We start from the raw sequence: 19,191 nt of genomic DNA, 5'->3' as shown, positions 1-19,191 counted from the left end.
TACTCTCCGTTACAAACGTGGACGATTTCATGCGTTGAGAGGGGGCGACGTCGACTAGGTGACGACCATGAGGATCAGGAGGACGTTCAGCGCCGCGACGGCCACGCAAACCGCCGTGCTCGCGGCACGGAGAGCGGGACCGTTGGCGAAGTCGCCCATGACGCGCCGCCGGCTCGTGTACCAGACGAGCGGCACGAGCACGAACGGGATTCCCACCGAGAGCACCACCTGAGTGAGGACGAGGGCCCACGTCGGATCGACGCCGAGCGCCAGCACGATCAGGGCGGGGACAAGGGTCGCGACTCGTCGCACGAGGAGGGGCACCCTGACGTGGAGAAGGCCGTCCATGACCGCCGCTCCCGCGTGGCTTCCCACGGAGGTGGATGCCAGCCCCGAGGCGAGCAGCCCGACTCCGAAGACGAGGCCGGGGACGACCCCGAGATTGGCGGTGATGGCGCGCGCGGCCCCCTGGATCGTGTCGACGCCGGGCGCGCCCGGCAGAGCCGCCGCCGCGAGGAGCAGCATGGCGACGTTGACGCCGCCGGCGACGACGAGAGCGCCCACGACGTCGTAGCCCGTGACCTTCAGCAGCCGCCTCGTACGTCGGGGATCGTCGCGGTGGCCATGACGATCGCGCACCAGGCCCGAGTGGAGGTAGACCGCGTGCGGCATGACGGTCGCACCGATCATGCCGGCGGCCAGCAGCACCGTGGGCGCCCCGTCCAGCCGGGGGATCAGGCCGCCGGCCGCGCCGGACCAGTTCACGGGGCTCACCAGCAGGCCGCCGGCGAACCCGATCGCGATCACCACCAGCAGGCCGATGACGAGTCTCTCGAAAGCGCGCTGGCCACGGCGGGAGTGGATTTCGAGCATGGCCGTCGAGAGCACGCCGACGAGGACGCCGCCCACCGGAAGAGGCAGACCCAGCAGAATCTCCAGGGCGATGGCACCGCCGATCACCTCGGCGAGATCGGTGGCGGCCACGGTGACTTCCGCCTGCGCCCAATAGAGCAGGCGCGCCGGTCGTGGCAGGCGGTCGCCGAGAATCTCGGGGAGCGTGCGTCCCGTGACCAGTCCCAGTTTCGCGGACAGGTACTGGACCAGGACCGCCATCGCGTTCGCGAGGACGAGGACCCAGACCAGCAGATAGCCGTACTTCGCTCCGGCGGACAGGTTCGCGGCGACGTTACCGGGATCGACGTAAGCGATCGCGGCGACGAAGGCGGGGCCGAGCAGCCGGAGCAACTGACGCTCCGGCCGAGGGGTGACGGACGCCTGGATGTCGGCGGCCAGGGGCTGGGCAGTCATCGCGCGGGCGCTGTCCCGGCCGCGCCGCTCCGCACCCTGCCGTCCGACGGACGGCGTCCGGTCCTCGGCCGGAAGCCGGCGACATCACCGGTGACACCCGGCGCGAGTTCGTCAACGCCGGTTCTGCCGAGCACCACGTGTGCCACCTCCCCGAGACCGGTTGGCGCGGTACGGGTCGCAGCCGCCGCGTTCGATCGCCACGCACCATATACGATCTCGCATCACAATGGAACCATTAAATACATTCAACATGTTGAATAGGGGCCGACCGGGACGCGAGCAGCGAGGGTCGCACGACCCGGAGACGTCCCGGAACCGGAGCGCCGACGCCGCCACATTCGGCGGCGCCGCTCGCGAGCCCACCCGCCACCGGGCCGGCCCCCGCGGTGAGCGGCCCGGCGACGGACCGGCGAGATAGCAATCAAACCTATTAAACATGTCTAATATGCACTATTGTGGCCGCTGCCACGGCTCCTTGTGGGCGTGGCGCCGCCGCCTTGGACGGGAAGGACAGGATGAATCAGAGTGCCATCGAGGCGCCGGCACGCTTCTCCGCTGCCGGACGCGAAACGGGCGTGACGGGACTGCCCGCCGATCTCAACCGGCTCTTCGTTCGTGAGCCGCTTCGATGACGGCGACGCAGCTCGACCGGCCGCTGGAGACCGGAGCACAACCACAGGCGTACCTGGCACTACGCGTCGTCACTCTGCACTGGGAAGCCGCGGGGATCGTGTCCGTCATCCTCGGCTCGGACGACGGAGCGGCACTTCCGGCGTGGACGCCGGGCGCTCACATCGACGTCGAGCTGGCCCCGGGCCTGGTCCGGCAGTACTCCCTCAGCGGCGATCCCGCCGACGGCTCGTCCTACCGGATCACCGTCGCTCTCGATCAGGGCGGCCGCGGCGGGTCGAAGCACGTCCACGAGCGGCTCCGCGTCGGCGAGATCCTGAAGGTGAGCCCACCGCGCAGCACGTTCCCCTTCGTCGACGCCCCGCGCTATGTCTTCCTCGCGGGCGGCATCGGCATCACTCCGCTCCTCCCGATGATGCGGCGTGCCACTGCCGAGGGGAGGCCGTGGGTTCTGCATCTCGCCGTCCGTTCCCGCCGCGCCATCCCGTTCCGCGACGAGCTCGGCGACGGCAGCGGCACCGGGACCGTTCAGGTGTTCGCCTCGGACGAGGGACAGCGCCTCGACCTGCGCGATGCCGTCGCGCACGCGCACCCGTCGGCGGCCGTCTACTGCTGCGGCCCCGAACGGATGCTCGTCGAGGTGGAGCAGCACGCCCGCGACCTCGGGCGCGAGGTCAGGGTGGAGCGCTTCCGGGCCAAGCCGTTGAGTGAGCCGTTGCGCCAGGGGAGCTTCGTGGTGCGGTGCGCGCGCTCGCGGCTGTCCGTCACCGTCGAACCAGGCCAGAGCATTCTCGACGCCCTGGCGGATGTCGGCGTCGACGTCCCGTCCTCCTGCCGCGAAGGCGTCTGCGGCACCTGCGAACTGGCCGTGCTCAACGGCGTGGTCGACCACCGCGACTCGATCCTCACCGACGCGGAGAAGGAAGAGAACGAAACGATGATGGTCTGCGTCTCGCGGGCCCTGACAGAGGAGCTGGAACTCGATGTCTGACGCGACGACAACCCCCGCCGCCGAAGCCGTGCCCGACACGGGAACCGCCTATGGGCTGGCACTCGGCGGGCCGCTGAACGAGCTCGCCCAGGTCGGCCCGGGCACGCCGTACGGGGAGGTGATGCGCCGCTACTGGCATCCGATCTCGAAGGCCGAGAAGGTCACCACGACCCCGCGCCGCGTCAAGGTCCTGGGCGAGGAGCTCGTCCTCTTCCGCACCGGCCGTGGCGAGCCCGCCCTGCTGCATCCTCGATGCATCCACCGCGGCGCCTCGCTCTACTACGGAGGGGTGGAAGAGGACGGCATCCGCTGCTGCTACCACGGCTGGGTCTTCGATCCGAAGGGGCACTGCCTGGAACAGCCGTGTGAGCCCGACCTCGGCCAGCACCGCGACAAGGTCCGCCAGCCCTGGTACCCGGTGCAGGAGCGCTACGGACTGGTGTGGGCCTACATGGGGCCTCCGGACAAAAAGCCCGTTCTGCCCCGCTACGACGTCTTCGAGAACATCCCCGAGGGCCTGCATCTCATCGTCAACGACGCCGGCGTCGGCGGTGGCGGGCCGGAGGTGCTGGACTTCAACTGGCTGCAGCACTGGGAGAACGTCATGGACCCCTTCCACGTGCCGATCCTGCACGCGCGGTTCAGCGGCGAGCAGTTCACCCCGGAGATGGCCGTGATCCCCGAGGTCACGTTCGAATACACACCGGTCGGGGTCCGCTCGACGCAGATCAGGAAACTCGACGGCAAGCGGGCGCTACGCCGGCGGACCGAGGTGATGTTCCCCAACCTCCGCGTCGTGCCGAGCCCCCGGCTCACGCCGGGCCAGACCAACCTGATCGGATGGGTGGTGCCCGAGGACGACACCACCTTCCGCATCTTCACCCTCGCGGTCCACGAGGACCTCGACTTCCTGTCCAAGCTGCGCTCCACCTTCGGCGGCAAGCCGTGGGCCGAGCTCAGCGAGGAGGAGCACCGGCGCATGCCCGGGGACTACGAGGCGCAGAAGAGCCAGGGACCGATCTCGCTGCACTCCGAGGACCACCTCACCACCACCGACCAGGGCGTGGCGATGCTGCGCCGGATGATGGCCAAGCAGATCCGCGCCGTCGCCGCCGGCAAGGACCCGGTCGGCGTGATCCGCGACCCCGCCGACGAGGTCGTCACCATCACCGGCGGCAACTTCTTCCTCACCCACGAAGAAGCACTGGCCGAGGGACTCGTGGATGCCTAGCTCTGGCGCGCTCCTGGCCAAGTACACGCCGGCGGCCGTCACTCACGGGACACCGCTGGCCGTGCTCGGTGTCGACGGCGTCGTCGTCCTCGAGGGCGAGGCGCACGTCCCGGCTCGGCTCGAGCATCTGTCGGCGCGGGGAAAGTGGGTGCGCGACGTCCAGGTGCCCGAGGGCACCCGCGAGGCCGTCGCCCACCTCGCACAGCGCTACAGCATCGTCTGGGCCTCCGAGTGGGGACCGAACGCGCACCTCGCGCTGGCCGGCGTTCTCGGCCTCCCGGCCACTCCGTGGCCCTACCTGCCGGTGCAGTTCGACAAGCTCGCCGCCATCCGGCAGTACGCCGGCGGCCGGCCCTGGGTGTGGATCGACGACCCGGTCGTCGACCTGCACCCGCTGCCCGACGATCCGGGCGGCGTCGTCGTGCGGGTCGACCCGTCCAAGGGCCTCGTGGGACTCGACCTTTCCGAGATCGACGAGGCGGTCCTCCGTACGGCGGCTCGAAGAGCGCCTTCTCACGGAGCGTCGACGATCCGGAAGTCGTCGTAGACGGTCTGGTGGCGCCGGACGGCATCCGCGGTGGCGGTTCGATCCCCCGCGACGATCGCGGCGACCAACTCCTCGTGGATCTCCAGCCGGACCGGGGAGTTGGGTGGGATGCCGTCGTCGGCGACGTAGAAGTCGTCGTGTGACTCCACGTACGCCAGCAGATTGAGGTAGACCGTCTTCAGGACGGGGTTGGGCACGATCTCCGCGATCCGGCGGTGCAGCCGCCAGTTGGCACGCAGGCCCTCGACGCGGTCGCTCCATGTCGTGCGGAGCTTTTCGAGGATCAGGTTGAGGTCGTCGGCGTCGGCCGCGGACCGGTGCTCGGCGGCCGCCTGCGCGACTGCAGGCTCCAGCGCGTCGATCACCCGGACGCAGTCGATCGCGGTGCTCGTCACGTCCTGGAGGTTCAGGAATCCGTTGGCGATCACGGCCTGCGCCGTCCGCTGGGCGACGAAGACGCCGCCCTGGGGGCCGGTGCGGGTCGTGATCAGTCCCTTGGCCTCCAGGACACGCACCACCTCGGCGATGGTCGTCGGCGCCACCCCGTATCTGCCGGCGAGCTCCGCGCGGGTGCCGAGTCTGCTGCCCACCCGGAGCCGTCCCTCGGTGATGCCGTCTTCGATCTCGGACGCGACAGCGTCGACGGCTGAGCGCCGGCGGGGAACAGCTCGTGCAACAGACATGGTGAATCCAGTATCTCAGGCCGGTGGCGTTCAAGCAGCCGACACAGGACCGACAACGGTTTCCGGCCTTCCGGCTGCCTGCCGGTCGCCTCGGCGGCGCCGGTTGTAGTGATCTTCCCGGCCAGGCACACGGCCTTCCTCGGCCGGGACCCGCTCTGGCCTGGGGCGGCGCGCAGGCCGCCCCTGACCTGTCCGGACGCCGATCGCGGCGTGGCGGGCCCCGGCCGGGCACGACTCGACGGCGCGGCTCAGCCCTTGGGAGAGCCGAAGACGTCCTTGAACTTGGCGGTCATGGGGTCCCAGAGGGAGGTGATCTCCTCCGGGCCCGGAATGTCGAGCAGCTTCACCTGGTCGAGCGGGACCAGGCCCTGGACCGCGGGCGCGCCCGGCATCGTGGGCAGCGCGTCGATCCCGGCGAACGCCTGCTGCGCCTCCGCCGTGAACAGCCAGTTCATGAGCAGCTCGGTGGCCTCGGGGGCGGCGCCGTCCTTGAGCGCGGCGAAGTAGGTCGGGGTCGAGACGTTCCCGTCCTCCAGCGGGAAGGCGAACCCGATCGGCGCGCCCTTCCTCTTGGACGGGAAGTAGAAGTCCGACAGCGTGGTGAGCAGGATGTCGAACTCGCCGCGGGCGACCGCCTGGTCGGCGATCTCCAGTGACGACTTGAACGTGACGTCCTGCGCCTTCAGCCGGTCCAGCCAGGCGTCGTCGATGGCATGCGCGCCGTACAACCGGATGAGCGTGCCGGAGGTGGCGCTGGGCGTGGTGGCGTCACCCGCCACGATCCGGCCCTTCCACTTCGGGTCCAGCAGATCGGACCACTTCCTGGGCACGTCGGCGCCGGTCACCTTCTCCGAGTTGTACTCGATGCCCCAGACCGTGGTCGTCGGCGCGTAGAAGATGCCCGAGTCCTCGCGGTAGGCGGCATCCAGCGTCTTGGCCGTCGGCAGGTCCAGTGGCTTCAGCACGTCCTTGCGCTGGAAGTCGGGACCGCCGAGCAGACTGCCGACGTGCTTGCCCGAGGAGCGCTCGGCGGACAGCTTGGTCGTCAGCTCGGGCCCGTTGACCGCCAGGCCCTTGGTGGTGATCCCGGGGAAGCGCTTCTCGAAGGCGTCCCACACCTTCTGGTACTGCTCCCAGCCCTGCATGTATCCGACGATCTTGGTGTCACCACTGGTCGTGGCCTTGGTGTAGAGGTCCTTCAGGTGGGCGGCCGTGGCCGCGTCCACCTTCAGCGGCGCGAGGTCGAGCCCGTCGGCTCCGACGGACGTGCCGGCGGATCCGCCGCAGGCCGCCGTCAGCGAGAGCGAGACCGCGGCGGCCAGCACGCAGGCCGCCCTGAACAGGTGCTTCATCGGTTCTCCTTGAGGCGCCGGCCCAACGCGCGGGCCGACAGAGCGAGTACGGCAAGCACTCCCCAAACGGCGAGCAGCAACCCGAACAGGGCGGCCGCGGTGGCGGTGTCCCCCGATCGGTTCAGGTTGAGGACCTCGATCGCCACGGTCGCGACGTCGGGCGAGGCCAGCAGAAGCGGGACGGCGAGGTTGCCGGAGATGAGGATGGCCGCGACCAGCCAGCCGTACCCGAAGCTGGGGATGAGCAGGCGCAGGATCAGGCCGAGGAAGGCGCGGACACGACCGGCTCCGGAAACCCTGGCGGCCTCCTCGAACTCCGCCGGGATCTGCGCGACCGAACCCTCCGCGGTGCGTACCGCGACCGGGACCGCTGCGATGACCAGGCCGATCAGCATGATCCAGACGGTGGCGTACAGCTGGTTCAGGCCGGGGACCGAGAGGAACGACCACATGATCCCCATCCCGAGCACGATCCCGGGCACCGTGACGGTCACCCAGAGCGCGCCGGCCATGTAGCGGCTGAGCAGGCCGGGCCGCGTCCTGACCACCCAGGCGAGCACCACGCACAGGAGCATGGTCGCGAACCCTCCGACGAGGGCCAGGCCGAAGGTGGTGGTGATCGCGCTGACCGTGTCCGGGTCGTCGAGCACCCTGCGGTAGTTGTCGAGCGTCCAGTTGTCGTAGAGCCCGAAGAAGGACTGGAAGCTGCCGATGTAGAGCTGGATCAGCGGCAACACCAGGGCGAGCAGCGCGTGCAGCACGATCATCGCCGTGCCCAGCCAGCGCACAGGACCGAGCGACCATCGCTCCGTGCGGTAGGACTTGCCGCTCATCGTGGTGTAGCGCCTCCTGCCCAGCACCCGCGACTGCACCGCGATCAGCACCACGATGATCACCATGAGCACCAGCGCGAGGCTGCTGGCCTCGGCGTACCGGCCACCGGCGTCACCGCTGATGTAGCGGTAGATCTCGGTGGAGAACACCCGGATCCCCGCGGGGAGCCCGATGATCTGCGGGAAGTCGAACGCCTCCAGGAAACTCACGAACGCCAGCAGCAGCGCTCCCAGCAGCGCGGGGGCGAGCAGCGGCACGTGGACCCGGAAGAACGTGCGGATCTTTCCCATCCCCGAGACCAGCGACGCCTCCTCCATCGACCGGTCCATCGCGAGGAACGGCGCGAGGATCAGGAAGTAGTTGAACCCGACCGCCTTGAGCACACACACGAAGATCAGGCCGGGCCACGACGTGATGTCGATCGGCCCTCGCTCCGCCCCGGTCATCGCCATGACGACCTGGTTGATGAGGCCCACCCGCGGGTTGCCGAGCATGTCCCAGGAGATCGCGAAGAACAGGTTCGGGCTGACCATGGTGAGCAGCATCAACGGCGTCACCAGCCCGCGCAGCGGCACGTCGGTGCGGGCGACCATCCAGGCGAAGACCGCCGCGACCAGCATCGACAGCACCGACACGACGCCCGCGAGAAGGACCGACTGGCCGAGCACGGCGAGCGTGCCGGGGTCGGTGAGCGTCTCGACCAGAGGTCCGGCCGTCCACGTCCCGCCCGGGTCGCTGATCAGGCCGTCGTGGAAGGCGGCGACCACGATCATCGAGACCGGCCACACGAAGAGCACCGTGCAGAGCGCCGCCAGCGCCCACGCGCCCGGGCCGATCCCCCGCGCCCGCGCGACCAGGCGGGCGGGGAGGCCGCGCGGCACGCCGGCGTACGGCGCCGCCCCGGCGGGCGCGCGGCCACCGGCGGTCATGCGCTCGCTCCGGCCGGGATCGGGGCCCTCCCGAGCACCACGGCGTGCCCGGCGCTCAGCGTGACCGCGATCCGCTCCCCGGCGCGGGGAACCCGGACTGCGTCGTCCTCATGCCCGGTGCCGTGTCCGTGCGGCACGGACACGGTGATCGGCAGCCCCTCCGCGTCCACCGTCAGCTCGGTCCGCCCGCCGAGGTAGACGGCGTCGCGGACCACGGCCCGGCGCACGCCGGGCTCCTCGCCCGCCGCCCCTTCCGGGACCATCCGCACGTGGGCGGCCCGTACGGCGACCTCGACGGCGGAACCGGACGGGCCCGGCGGCGGCCCGGCGACCCTCAGGGGCGGCCCGCCGGTGGACGGGTGGAAGGCGAACCCCGTGGCGTCCGCCTCGCCCACGGTCCCGTCGAAGATGTTCTCGAAGCCCATGAAGTCCGCGACGAACCGGTTGGCCGGGCGTGTGTAGACCTCACGGGGCGTGCCCTCCTGCTGTATCACCGACTCGCTCATCACCACGACCCGGTCCGAGAGCGCCATCGCCTCTTCCTGGTCGTGTGTGACGTAGACGGCGGTGGTGCCGATCTCCCGCTGGAGCCGGCGGATCGCGGTGCGCATGCCGACCCGCAGCTTGGCGTCGAGGTTCGACAGCGGCTCGTCGAAGAGCATGAGCCGGGGGTGTGCGGCCATCGCCCTGGCGAGCGCGATCCGCTGCTGCTGCCCGCCGGACAGCTCACCCGGGTAGCGCCCGGCGAAGTCGGCCAGGCCGACCGCCTCCAGCATCTCGGCCACCCTCGCCCTGCGCTCGGCCGCCGCCATCCGGGCGGCGCGGAGCGGGTAGCCGACGTTGGCGCCGGCCGTCAGGTGTGGCCAGAGCGCGTAGCTCTGGAACACCATCCCCACGCGGCGCCGCTCCGGCGGCACGCATAAGCCGCGCGCGGCGGAGTAGACGGTGTCGCCTCCGATGGCGATCTCGCCTCCGGTCGGCGTCTCCAGCCCGGCGAGGCAGCGTAGCGTGGTCGTCTTGCCGCAGCCGCTCGGACCGAGCAGCGTCAGGAACTCGCCGTCGGAGATCGTCAGCTCGACGTCCCGTACCGCGGTGACGTCCCCGAAGCGCTTCACCAGTCCGGTGATCCGCACTTCTGCCATGCCGGCTCCAACCAAACCAAAGAGATGACTGTTCTGATGTCGCGGCCCTGTCCGAGAACCGCGATGGGACCCGTCACGGAGCGGTGACGCTTCAGGCGGCGCCCGCGGGCATGCCGACCACGGTCTTGGTCTCCAGGAACTCCTCGATGCCGTAGCGTCCGCACTCGCGGCCGACGCCCGACCGCTTGTAGCCGCCGAAGGGCGCCGCGACGTTGAGTCCCGCCCCGTTGATGCTCACCATCCCGGTGCGCAGGCGGCGGGCCACCGCCAGTGCCCTGTCCGTGTCCGCCGACCACACGCCACCCGACAACCCGTAGTCGGAGTCGTTGGCGATGGCGACCGCCTCGTCCTCCGTGGCGTAGCTCATGATCGAAAGGACCGGGCCGAAGATCTCCTCACGTGCGATCGTCATCTCCGGGCGCACCCCGGAGAAGATCGTCGGGGAGACGTACGCGCCCGGCCCCGCTGTCTCCTGGCCGCCCACGATGAGCCGCGCGCCCTCCGCGATCCCGGCGCGGATGTAGTCCTGGACGATCCGCTGCTGCCGCCGCGACGCCTGCGGGCCGATTCTGGTGGCCGGGTCGGACGGCGGCCCGGGCACCCACCCGGACGCCGCCTCGATCGCCAGCCGCTCGACCTCCTCCAGCAGGTGTGCGGGGACGAGCAGCCGGGTCAGCGCGGCGCAGATCTGCCCCGCGTTCGCGAAGCACCCGCCGACCGCCTGCGGGACGACGGACGCGAGGTCGGCGTCGTCGAGCACGATTCCGGCCGACTTCCCGCCGAGTTCCAGCGTGACCTTCTTGATCGTACGGGCGGCCAGCTCGGCCACCCGCGCTCCAGCCCGGACGGATCCGGTCAGGGTGACCACGTCCACCAGGGGATGCGCGACGAGCGCCTCCCCGGTGACCGGCCCGTCCCCCGGCACCAGGTTGAACACGCCGTCGGGCGCCCCGGCGGCCTGCACGATCTCGGCGAAGACGTAGGCGTCCAGCGGGGTCAGCTCGCTCGGCTTCAGCACGACCGTGCACCCGGCCACCAGGGCCGCGCCCACCTTGAGCGCGATCTGGTGCAGCGGGAAGTTCCACGGGGTGATCGCGGCGACCACGCCGGCGGGCTCGCGTACGACCAGGGCGCCGCCGACGACCTCCTCGGCGGCGTAGCGGCGTCCGGCCTTGACGATCTCGTCGAGGTCGGCCAGCGCGACGCCGAGCTGCGCCTGCCTGGCGAACGTGATGGGCGTCCCCATTTCGAGCGTGAGCAGCCCGGCCAGTTCCTCCCGCCGCTCCGCGACGCCGTCCCTGATCCGCTCGACCAGCGCGACCCGGTCCGTCATCGGCACCTGCGACCAGGCCGGGAACGCCGCGGCGGCGGCCCGGACCGCGGCGTCGACGTCCTCGGCCGACGCGATCGGAACACGTCCCACCACCTGGTCGGTGGCCGGGTCGACCACGTCGATCGTGCCCGGGGTGCCGAGGGTGTCGCCGCGCGCGGCGGTCCACTCGCCGCCGATCAGCAGGTCGTTGCGCTCGATCATGGCTTCTCCAGCGGTTCGGGGCGCGGCACGCCCTCGTGGATCAGGTGCCAGGGGCCGGGGAACTCCCCGACGGGTGCGTCGACGAGCACGGGCTCGTCGGCGGCCAGCGCCTCCTTCAGCACCGCCTCCAGCTCATCGGGGCCGGTCGCCCGGGCGGCGGCGATGCCGAAGGAGTCGGCGAGCTTGGCGTAGTCGGGGTTGACCAGGTCGGTGGCGAAGTAGCGGGCGCCGAAGCGGTTCTTCTGAATTCGCCGGACGTTGCCGAAGAAGCCGTCGTTGAAGACCACTGTGACCGTGGCCAGGCCGTACTTCTTCGCGGTGGACAGTTCCTGCAGCGTCCAGGAGAAGCCGCCGTCACCGGTGATGGACACGACCGGGCGGTCCGGATCGGCCGCCTTCGCGCCGAGCGCGGTGGCGAAACCGTACCCCAGCGTGCCCTGGTATCCCGGGGTCAGATAAGTCCGCGGCCGGTAGACCGGGAAGGCGACGTTGGCGACATAGCCGACCTGGGTCAGTTCGCTGACCAGGACGCCCTCGTCCGGCAGTGCGGCCCGGATCGCCCGCAGGTAGGCCCGTTGCGGGGCGATGTCGGCGTACTGCTCCTCCAGCCAGTCCCGCGCCGCGTCGAACTCGGCCGTGCGGGACTCGCGGTCCACGCCGCGCAGTTCCTCGGCCAGCGCGGCGAGGGCCAGCCGGGCGTCGCCGTGCACGGCGAGGTCGGGGGTGCGGGGCTCGCCGAGGTCCGCCGCCTCCGCGTTGATCAGGACCAGCCGGGCCCCGGCCGTGTTCACCTGGGAGCTGAACGCGGTCACGAAGCGGGTGCCGACCGCGAGCACGACGTCGGCGTCCTCGCGCAGCCGGCGGAACGCGAGCGCGTCGAACGCGAGCGGGTGCCGGGCGGAGATCGCGCCGCGGCCGTTCTCGCTCACCACGACCGGCGCGTGCAGGATCTCCGCCAGCTCGCGCAGCTCCTCGGATGCGTCGGCGGCGATCACACCGCCACCCGCGTAGATCACCGGCCGCCGGGAGCCGCGCAGCAGCTCGGCCACGGCGTCGATCAGCTTCTGGTCCGGGACGGCGGGCGCGTGCGGCGCGGCGCCGGGGATCTGGACGTCGGCCCGCGCGGCGAGCACGTCCGGGGGGATCTCCAACCCGACCGGGCGGGGCCGCCCCGAGCGCATCTCGGCGAAGGCGCGGTGGACCAGGCCCGGGATGTCCTCCGGACGCTCCGCCAGGCCGCTCCACTTGGTGAGCGTACGCAGGATGCCGCTCTGGTCGGGGATCTCGTGCAGCGCGCCGAGTCCTCTGCCGATCGCCGCCGAGTCGATCTGGCCGCAGATGTAGAGCAGCGGTGAGGAGCAGGCGTACGCGGTGGCCAGGCCGGCCAGGCCGTTCAGCATGCCCGGCCCCGGCACCACCATCGCGACGCCGGCCCGGCCGGTGGAGCGTGCGTAGCCGTCGGCCATGTAGGTGGCCGCCTGCTCGTTACGCACGCAGGTGAAGGCGATGTCGTCGCTCGCGTGGTAGAGCGCGTCCGCGGCGTGGTCGAGTTGCACGCCGGGGATGCCGAATACCTGGCTGACGCCGTTGGCCGCCAGCGAACGGGCGAGAGCCTCGCCGCCCGTCATGTCCATGTATCTCCTTAGGGAAGTTCAGCGGTCGAGGACCAGGCGGGGCGAACGGCAGCGGGAGACGCGGGGGACCATCGTGTCCCCGGCGACACGCTCGGCCTCGGTGAGCACCGAGTGAGGCCCGAAGGTTCCAGCACCACCTCGGGGGCGCCGTGCCCGGCGGATGAGGTCCGGGAGTTCGCGGGACGCGCGGCTCCCCGTCGCGAGGACGATCGAGCCCACCGCACACCTCTTCCGACCGAGCCGACCTCGTAAATCATGTATATGGTTATGGCCGTTGAGGGAGAGTGTCAACCATTTGTATGGTTTCTATGGATCGAGGACGCGTGAACGACGCCCCGACGGCACGGCGAACGATCTACAGTTGACGGGTCGCCGTCCCAGAGAGAAGCCGGAATGTACGACGCAGACGCGGTCACCCAGGTGACCTTCGACCGCAGCGACGCGCGGTCGTCGATCGCCGAGACGCTGGTCGAGCGCCTCGAAAACGCGATCCGCCGCAACCACCTCGCGCCGGGCCACCGCCTGGGCACCAAGGACGAGCTCCGCCAGCAGTTCGGAGTCGCACCCGCGACGCTGGCCGAGGCGATCCGCGTACTGCGGCTGCGCGGCGTGCTGGACGTGCGCCCGGGGCCGGGCGGCGGCATCTTCGTCGCCGAGCAGTCCCCACTGGTCCGGCTCGGTCACGACATGCTGCAACTCGGCGCCGACGGCGCGTCGGTGAAGCACTGCCTGGCCGTCCTGGACGTGCTCGACCAGGAGGTGGCGCTCGACGCGGCCGCCCACCGCACCGAACAGGACATCGACGAGCTGGCCGGGATGGTCGAGCAGCTGCGGCGGTCCTGGCCGGACGCGGCCGAAGCCCAGCGCTGCAACTGGGACCTGCACCGCCGGCTCGCCCTGATCTCCCCCAACGTCCTGCTGCGCACCATGTACACCCGGCTGGTCGACTACATCAGCAGAGACCTGTCCTCCGCCATAACCGCGGAGGACTTCCGCAAGGGCTCGGCCGACCGGCTCCAGGTGCACGTCGATCTGGTCGAGGCGGTCATCCGGGGCGACCAGCGCGGCGCCGAGGCCATGGCCCTGCGCCATCGCGGGCTGACGCGCGACGACCGCTGATCTCGGGCACCCGGAAGGGGCCGGCGCCGGACGGGCGCCGGCCCCTTCCGCGTCTTGCGACTCGAACAAAATCATTATATAGATTTACGTGATTTGGTCCTGTCCTAAGAGGAGTGAGATGACCGTCAAGCACCGTGCCGCCATCGACGGATTGGTCGCCTACAAGCCGGGCCGGGCTCCTACGGCGGGCCGTCCCCAGGTCAAGCTCTCTTCGAACGAGATGCCGTTCGGGCCGCTGCCGACCGTGCTGGACGCGATCTCACGGGCCGCCGCCACACTGAACCGCTACCCCGACTTCCACCGCGTGGAGTTGACCGAGGCGCTGGCGAGGCGGCATGGCGTGGATCCGTCGCAGGTGGTCGTGGACAACGGCTCCGGCGCGCTGCTCCAGGTCCTGGCCTCGGTCATGGCCGGTCCCGGCGACGAGATCCTCTACGCGTGGCGGGCCTTCGAGAGCTACCCGATCGTGACCGCGGTCTCGGGGGCGACCGGGGTCACCGTCCCGCTGGACAACCGGTACGGGCACGACCTGGCCGCGATGACGGCGGCGGTGACCGACCGGACCCGGATGGTGATCGTGTGCAACCCGAACAACCCGACCGGCACGGTGGTGTCCCGCACCGAGCTGAACCGGCTGCTCGACGCGCTGCCCGATGACGTGCTGCTCGTGCTGGACGAGGCCTACTGGGACTTCGTCACCGACCCCAGCTCGCCGTGCGGCGTCGACCTCGTCGGCGAGCGGCCCAACCTCGCCGTGCTGCGCACGTTCTCCAAGGCGTACGGCCTCGCCGGGCTGCGGGTGGGATACTGCGTGACCCGGCCGGAGACGGCGGAGCTGATCAGGAAGGCGATCGTCGGATTCTCGGTCTCCACCCTGGCCCAGGCCGGCGCCCTCGCCGCGCTGACCCCCGAGGCCGACGTCGAACTCAAGCGGCGCATCGCGCACGTCGTCGAGGAGCGCACCCGTGTGACCGACGAACTGATCCGCCTGGGCGTGTCCGTCGCGCCCAGCCAGGCCAACTTCGTGTTCATGCCGATGCCGGACGGCCCCGCCATGGCCGCCGCGTTCGAGGAGCGCGGAGTGATCCTCCGGGCGTACGGCACGGACGGGCTGCGCGTCACCATCGGCACGACCGAGGAGAACGACCGCTTCCTCACCCTCGCCGCCGAACTGCTGCGCCGGTCCTGATTCTGCGGCGCCGACGCGGCGGCGGTCTGCCGCGTCGGCGCCGCAGGTGCGCAGCGGGCGGTCGACAGGCCGGGGGCGCTCAGTCCCGGGCCGCGAGGTGTCGCAGCGCGAGCGCGGCCAGTGCCGCGGCCTGGTCGGCGAGCACGCCGTCGTCGAAGAGCGCGCGAGGAGAGTGGTTCATCTCGGCCTGCGCCGGGTCGACGTGGGAGGGCGTCGCCCCCAGGAACACGAAGGCTCCGGGCACCTCGTCGAGCACGAACGAGAAGTCCTCCGAGGCCATCACGGGCGACTCGAGCCGCTGCACGCGGTCGGCCCCGAAGGTCTCGGTCAGCGTCCGCAGGGCGCTTTCCGCACGCTCCGCGTCGTTGACGGTGACCGGGTAGACGATCTCGAACTCCGTCTCGGCGCGGCAGCCATGGGCCTCCGCGATACGCGCCGCGAGTGCGGGCAACTCCGTGGCCAGGCGTTCGGACGACGCCTTCGACATGGTGCGCACCGTCCCGCCGAGCTCGGCGTGATCCGGAATGGCGTTCAGCACCTCACCCGCCGAGAGCTTCGCCACTGAGATGACGACCGGATCGAACACGGAGACGCGACGGGTGACGTACGACTGCAGCGCGAGCACGATCTCCGCGAGCACCGGCACCGGGTCCACCGCCTCGTGCGGGCGCGAACCGTGTCCGCCGCGTCCGGCGACCCGCACGCGCAGCACGTTCGCCCCGCCCATGAGCGGACCGGGACGCGTGGAGAACGTGCCGGGCGCACCGGGGAGGACGTGGATGCCGTACGCCGCCTCGACGCGCTGCCCGGCCGCCTCGAGAACTCCCTCCTCGATCATCAGGGGGGCGCCCCCGCCGGCTTCTTCTCCTGGCTGGAACATGAAGACGACGGAACCGCGGATCTCGGACCGCCGAGCCGCGAGCAGCCGCGCCGCACCGACCAGGCCGGCGACGTGCAGATCGTGACCGCAGGCGTGCATCGCACCGTTCCGCGAGGCGAACTCCAGACCGGTCTCCTCATGGATCGCGAGCGCGTCCATGTCCGCCCGCAGCAGCACCGAGGGGCCGGGCCGGTCCCCGCGGAGGACGGCGGTCACGGAACTGAGGCGCTCACCCAGGCGGATGTCGAGGTCGAGCGGCTTGAGGGCCTCGACGATCGCCGCCTGGGTGCGCGGCAGGTCGAAGCCCACCTCGGGGTCGCGATGCAGGCGGCGTCGAAGCGCGACGAGACCTTCGGCGAGTCCGGCGGCGTCCGCGCGCAGCGACTCGGGCGTGGACGCGCTCATCGCCCTGCTCATCGCCCCGCCCACCGATCCGCCACGATCAGCGCGCCGTTCTCGACCCGGTAGACCTCGCGTCCGAGGATGTGCACGCGCTCGACGGTCGAGCCGATCTCGAGCGGGTCTCCGCTCCACACGACGACGTCGCCGTCGCGGCCGGGTTCGAGGGCGCCGACCCGCTCGTCGAGTCCGGCGATCTCGGCCGCGGCCGAGCTGATCGCCGCGATCGCCTCGTCCCAGGTCAGTCCGGCTCTTCTGGCGACGGCCGCCTGCAGGACGAGAGCGTCGATCGGCACCACCGGATGATCGGTGCAGATGGCGGTGCGGACGCCGGCGCGCCTCAGCGCGACGAGATTGCCCACGGACGCCTCGCGGGTCTCGACCTTGCCCCGGGTGGTGAGCACCGGACCGAAGATGACGGGCACGTCGCGTTCGGCCAGCTCGGCGGCGAGCCGGTGGGCCTCGGTGCCGTGGTTGAGCACGAGGCGAAGGTCGAACTCGCCGGCGATCCGCAGCGCGGTCGCGATGTCGTCGTGGCGGTGCGCGTGCTGGTCCCACACGAGGTCGCCCGCCAGCGCGGCGGCGAGCGCCTCCTTGCCGAGGTCGCGGGCGAAGAACTCGCCCTTCTCCCGGGCGCCGGCCCGCCGGGCGGCGTACTCGCCCGCCGCGATGAGCGCCCTGCGGATGACCAGCGCGACGCCGAGCCGCGTGCGCGGCAGCTGGCCGCGCTCCCCCCAGGCGTTCTTGGGGTTCTCGCCCAGGGCCGACTTCACCCCGACCGGATGCTTCACGACCTGCTCGTCGACGGTCCGGCCGCCCCAGGTCTTCATCGCCACGCTCGTCCCGCCGATCGGGTTGCCCGATCCGGGCTTCACGACGACGGTCGTGACTCCGCCCGCGAGCGCGTCCCGGAAGGCGCGGTCCTCGATGTTGACGGCGTCGATGGCACGCACGGCGGACATGTCGGGTGCGCTGACCTCGCTGGCGTCCGCGCCGGCGGGCCCCTCGCCGTCCTCGTGGGCGCCGATGTGGGTGTGCGCGTCGACGAACCCGGGGAGCACCCAGCGCCCGCCCGCCTCGACGACGGGGACGCCCTCGGGGACGCGTGGATCCTCGTCGACGCGTTCGATGACGCCGTTTCGCACCAGGACCGTGCCGCGGTCGATGACGCGACCGGTGCCGGTCACCACGCGTCCACCGACGAATGCGACCTCCGCCATGCTCACTTCCCTTCCCTGCCGTTGCCGAGCGCGGATGTCCGCCGCGCGAGCGTGTGGATGCCGGCGCCCGCGACGCCGATCATGCTGTTCCCTCGCGGACGAAGGCCCTGAGGTCGTCCGACAGCGCGGCCAAGCTGTGGGGATCGGTGTACATCATGTGTCCGGCCGGATAACGCCCCTCGCGCAGGCGCGCGGCCGGCAGCCCGTACTGCGAGCGCAGGTGCTCGAGCGAGCCGACGGTCGTCAGGGTGTCGAAGTATCCGGTGCCGAAGAACAGGCGCGCGCCGGCGTTGGCACGGAGCAGCGCCGCGAGGTGCGCCGGGTAGTCGAACATCGCGAAGGGCGAGGGCATCGCGCTGCCGCCGAACCGTCCGACGGCGGCGTTCTCGAGGTAGTTCCAGCGTTCGTGAGCGGCGACGGCGACACGGTAGCGGCGCTTGCGGGGAATACCCAGGTGCTCGGTGAACAGTCGCCGTGCGGCGGCGTAGAAGACGGGATCGAGTCGGACGGACGCGGCGTCGACGTGCGGCTCGCCCGCGCCGGCCGGGGCGGGCAAGGTGTAACGCGCGTCGGTCAGCCCGAGCACGAGCCCTCGGTCGGCGAGGAGCAGCGTGCGGAACTCCTCCTTGTCGACGCGGAGGCGGCGCGCCCGGAGTTCCTCGGCGCCGAGTCCGGTGAAGCCCGCCAGCCGCTCGACGACCGGGCCGGGCATCTCGCCGGTGAGCAGCGCCGCCGCGTACTCGTCCACGGCGAACGCATGCGCCCGGCGCACCACCTCGTCCAGAGTGAGCGCGCCGTGGGCGCTCTTCCCGTGGTACCACGCGGTGGCGGCGAGCAGCGGGAGGGCGGCGATGAACCCGACCGGGTTGCCGGGACGCTGCGTGGTCTCCTGCGCGTTCACGCACTGGCCGAGCATGGCGACGCCGGAGACCGCGACCGGCTCGTCGGCGGTGAGAAGGGCTGTGGCGGTGAGTGCCGCCCGGATCGTGCCGTAGCTCTCGCCGAGCAGGTAGACGGGTGATTCGAGCCGGTTGTGACGCTCCAGCCACGACCGTACGATCTGCGCGGTTATCCCGGCGTCACGGTCGACGCTCGAGATCGCGGCGGGTTCGACGCCGTCGGCGAGCCGGCCGAAGCCGGTGTCGATCGGGTCGACGAACACCAGGTCGGCGGTGTCGACGAGGGCGTCGGGGCTCGGCTCCAGCGTGTCCCGCACGACGGGCGCGGCGTCGAGCTCGCGGGGAACCGCGGCGCGCCAGGGGCCGAGCCCACCGAGGTGGAGCCACAGGGAGGAACAGCCCGGCCCGCCGTTGAAGAGGAAGAGAACAGGCCGCTCCACCTCTGCCTCGTCCCGGATGTACGCGAATGTCCACGCGTCGCCGAGCGTGCGCCCCGACTCGTCGGAGATCGAGACGCGACCCGCCTCCGCCGTGAAGTCGATCGAGGCGTCGCGGATCACCGCGGAGTGCCGGCTCGTGTAGTGCTGGGGCATGTCGTGGTCCTCGCGAAGCCATCGCATAAATGGTTATAATCATTTATGATCATATGAAACGCAAGTTACAGGTGTCA

At 71.0% G+C, this 19,191-nt stretch carries 16 protein-coding genes; 5 read left to right on the top strand and 11 right to left on the bottom strand.

Annotated features, from left to right (window positions below; translation table 11 throughout):
- Nucleotides 1–54: 54 nt before the first annotated feature.
- Complete coding sequence (locus ABZ857_RS41145; protein WP_357055360.1) at nucleotides 55–1,308, bottom strand: Nramp family divalent metal transporter; 1,254 nt, start codon at nucleotides 1,306–1,308, stop codon at nucleotides 55–57.
- 628 nt (nucleotides 1,309–1,936) lie between these two features.
- Between ABZ857_RS41145 and ABZ857_RS41140 the strand changes: the two genes are divergently transcribed.
- The 3 genes from ABZ857_RS41140 to ABZ857_RS41130 are packed head-to-tail and all read left to right on the top strand — an operon-like array spanning nucleotide 1,937 to nucleotide 4,707.
- Complete coding sequence (locus ABZ857_RS41140) at nucleotides 1,937–2,929, top strand: PDR/VanB family oxidoreductase (RefSeq protein WP_357055357.1); 993 nt, start codon at nucleotides 1,937–1,939, stop codon at nucleotides 2,927–2,929.
- Nucleotides 2,922–4,160: an aromatic ring-hydroxylating dioxygenase subunit alpha gene (locus ABZ857_RS41135; protein WP_357055354.1), complete on the top strand. Its 1,239-nt coding sequence runs from the start codon at nucleotides 2,922–2,924 to the stop codon at nucleotides 4,158–4,160. Before ABZ857_RS41140 ends, ABZ857_RS41135 begins: the two co-directional genes overlap by 8 nt.
- On the top strand, nucleotides 4,153–4,707 hold the full coding sequence (locus ABZ857_RS41130) for a hypothetical protein (protein ID WP_357055351.1): 555 nt from the start codon (nucleotides 4,153–4,155) through the stop codon (nucleotides 4,705–4,707). The genes ABZ857_RS41135 and ABZ857_RS41130 overlap by 8 nt, the downstream gene beginning before the upstream one ends.
- On the opposite strand, the gene ABZ857_RS41125 is transcribed toward ABZ857_RS41130, so the two are convergent.
- From ABZ857_RS41125 to ABZ857_RS41095, 7 genes are all read right to left on the bottom strand, one after another.
- The gene (locus ABZ857_RS41125; RefSeq protein ID WP_357055348.1) at nucleotides 4,674–5,390 is read right to left on the bottom strand and encodes an FCD domain-containing protein; all 717 of its coding nucleotides are present in this window, start codon (nucleotides 5,388–5,390) and stop codon (nucleotides 4,674–4,676) included. The two genes, ABZ857_RS41130 and ABZ857_RS41125, sit on opposite strands and share 34 nt — an antisense overlap.
- 248 nt (nucleotides 5,391–5,638) lie before the next feature.
- The gene (locus ABZ857_RS41120) at nucleotides 5,639–6,742 is read right to left on the bottom strand and encodes an ABC transporter substrate-binding protein (RefSeq protein WP_357055345.1); all 1,104 of its coding nucleotides are present in this window, start codon (nucleotides 6,740–6,742) and stop codon (nucleotides 5,639–5,641) included.
- Nucleotides 6,739–8,505 carry an iron ABC transporter permease gene (locus tag ABZ857_RS41115; protein ID WP_357055342.1) on the bottom strand — a complete coding sequence of 589 codons (1,767 nt, stop codon included), beginning with the start codon at nucleotides 8,503–8,505 and terminating at the stop codon, nucleotides 6,739–6,741. The genes ABZ857_RS41120 and ABZ857_RS41115 overlap by 4 nt, the downstream gene beginning before the upstream one ends.
- On the bottom strand, nucleotides 8,502–9,647 hold the full coding sequence (locus tag ABZ857_RS41110) for an ABC transporter ATP-binding protein (protein WP_357055339.1): 1,146 nt from the start codon (nucleotides 9,645–9,647) through the stop codon (nucleotides 8,502–8,504). Before ABZ857_RS41110 ends, ABZ857_RS41115 begins: the two co-directional genes overlap by 4 nt.
- Nucleotides 9,648–9,738: 91 nt before the next feature.
- Complete coding sequence (locus tag ABZ857_RS41105; RefSeq protein WP_357055336.1) at nucleotides 9,739–11,181, bottom strand: aldehyde dehydrogenase family protein; 1,443 nt, start codon at nucleotides 11,179–11,181, stop codon at nucleotides 9,739–9,741.
- Entirely contained in the window at nucleotides 11,178–12,815 is a 1,638-nt protein-coding gene (locus ABZ857_RS41100; RefSeq protein WP_357055333.1) for a thiamine pyrophosphate-dependent enzyme, read from the bottom strand. Before ABZ857_RS41100 ends, ABZ857_RS41105 begins: the two co-directional genes overlap by 4 nt.
- Nucleotides 12,816–12,833: 18 nt before the next feature.
- Nucleotides 12,834–13,034: a hypothetical protein gene (locus ABZ857_RS41095; RefSeq protein ID WP_357055330.1), complete on the bottom strand. Its 201-nt coding sequence runs from the start codon at nucleotides 13,032–13,034 to the stop codon at nucleotides 12,834–12,836.
- A gap of 174 nt (nucleotides 13,035–13,208) precedes the next feature.
- Between ABZ857_RS41095 and ABZ857_RS41090 the strand changes: the two genes are divergently transcribed.
- Together ABZ857_RS41090 and hisC are read left to right on the top strand one after the other, a co-directional pair.
- Nucleotides 13,209–13,934, top strand: coding sequence for an FCD domain-containing protein (locus ABZ857_RS41090; protein WP_357055327.1), 726 nt, complete (start codon nucleotides 13,209–13,211; stop codon nucleotides 13,932–13,934).
- 118 nt (nucleotides 13,935–14,052) lie between these two features.
- On the top strand, nucleotides 14,053–15,123 hold the full coding sequence (hisC, locus tag ABZ857_RS41085) for a histidinol-phosphate transaminase (RefSeq protein ID WP_357055324.1): 1,071 nt from the start codon (nucleotides 14,053–14,055) through the stop codon (nucleotides 15,121–15,123).
- A gap of 79 nt (nucleotides 15,124–15,202) precedes the next feature.
- Here hisC and ABZ857_RS41080 read toward each other — a convergent pair whose 3' ends face one another.
- The 3 genes from ABZ857_RS41080 to ABZ857_RS41070 all read right to left on the bottom strand — a co-directional run bounded on the left by ABZ857_RS41080 (nucleotide 15,203) and on the right by ABZ857_RS41070 (nucleotide 19,141).
- Nucleotides 15,203–16,408: a M20 family metallopeptidase gene (locus ABZ857_RS41080; protein ID WP_357055321.1), complete on the bottom strand. Its 1,206-nt coding sequence runs from the start codon at nucleotides 16,406–16,408 to the stop codon at nucleotides 15,203–15,205.
- A gap of 8 nt (nucleotides 16,409–16,416) precedes the next feature.
- Entirely contained in the window at nucleotides 16,417–17,622 is a 1,206-nt protein-coding gene (locus ABZ857_RS41075; protein ID WP_357055318.1) for an amidohydrolase family protein, read from the bottom strand.
- 79 nt (nucleotides 17,623–17,701) lie between these two features.
- Complete coding sequence (locus tag ABZ857_RS41070; protein ID WP_357055315.1) at nucleotides 17,702–19,141, bottom strand: hypothetical protein; 1,440 nt, start codon at nucleotides 19,139–19,141, stop codon at nucleotides 17,702–17,704.
- Nucleotides 19,142–19,191 lie beyond the last annotated feature (50 nt).

Source organism: Microbispora sp. NPDC046933 (assembly GCF_040644635.1).
Lineage (GTDB): Bacteria > Actinomycetota > Actinomycetes > Streptosporangiales > Streptosporangiaceae > Microbispora.
The sequence above is the reverse complement of the archived record's forward strand: the minus strand, read 5'-3'. Positions and strand labels throughout refer to the sequence as shown.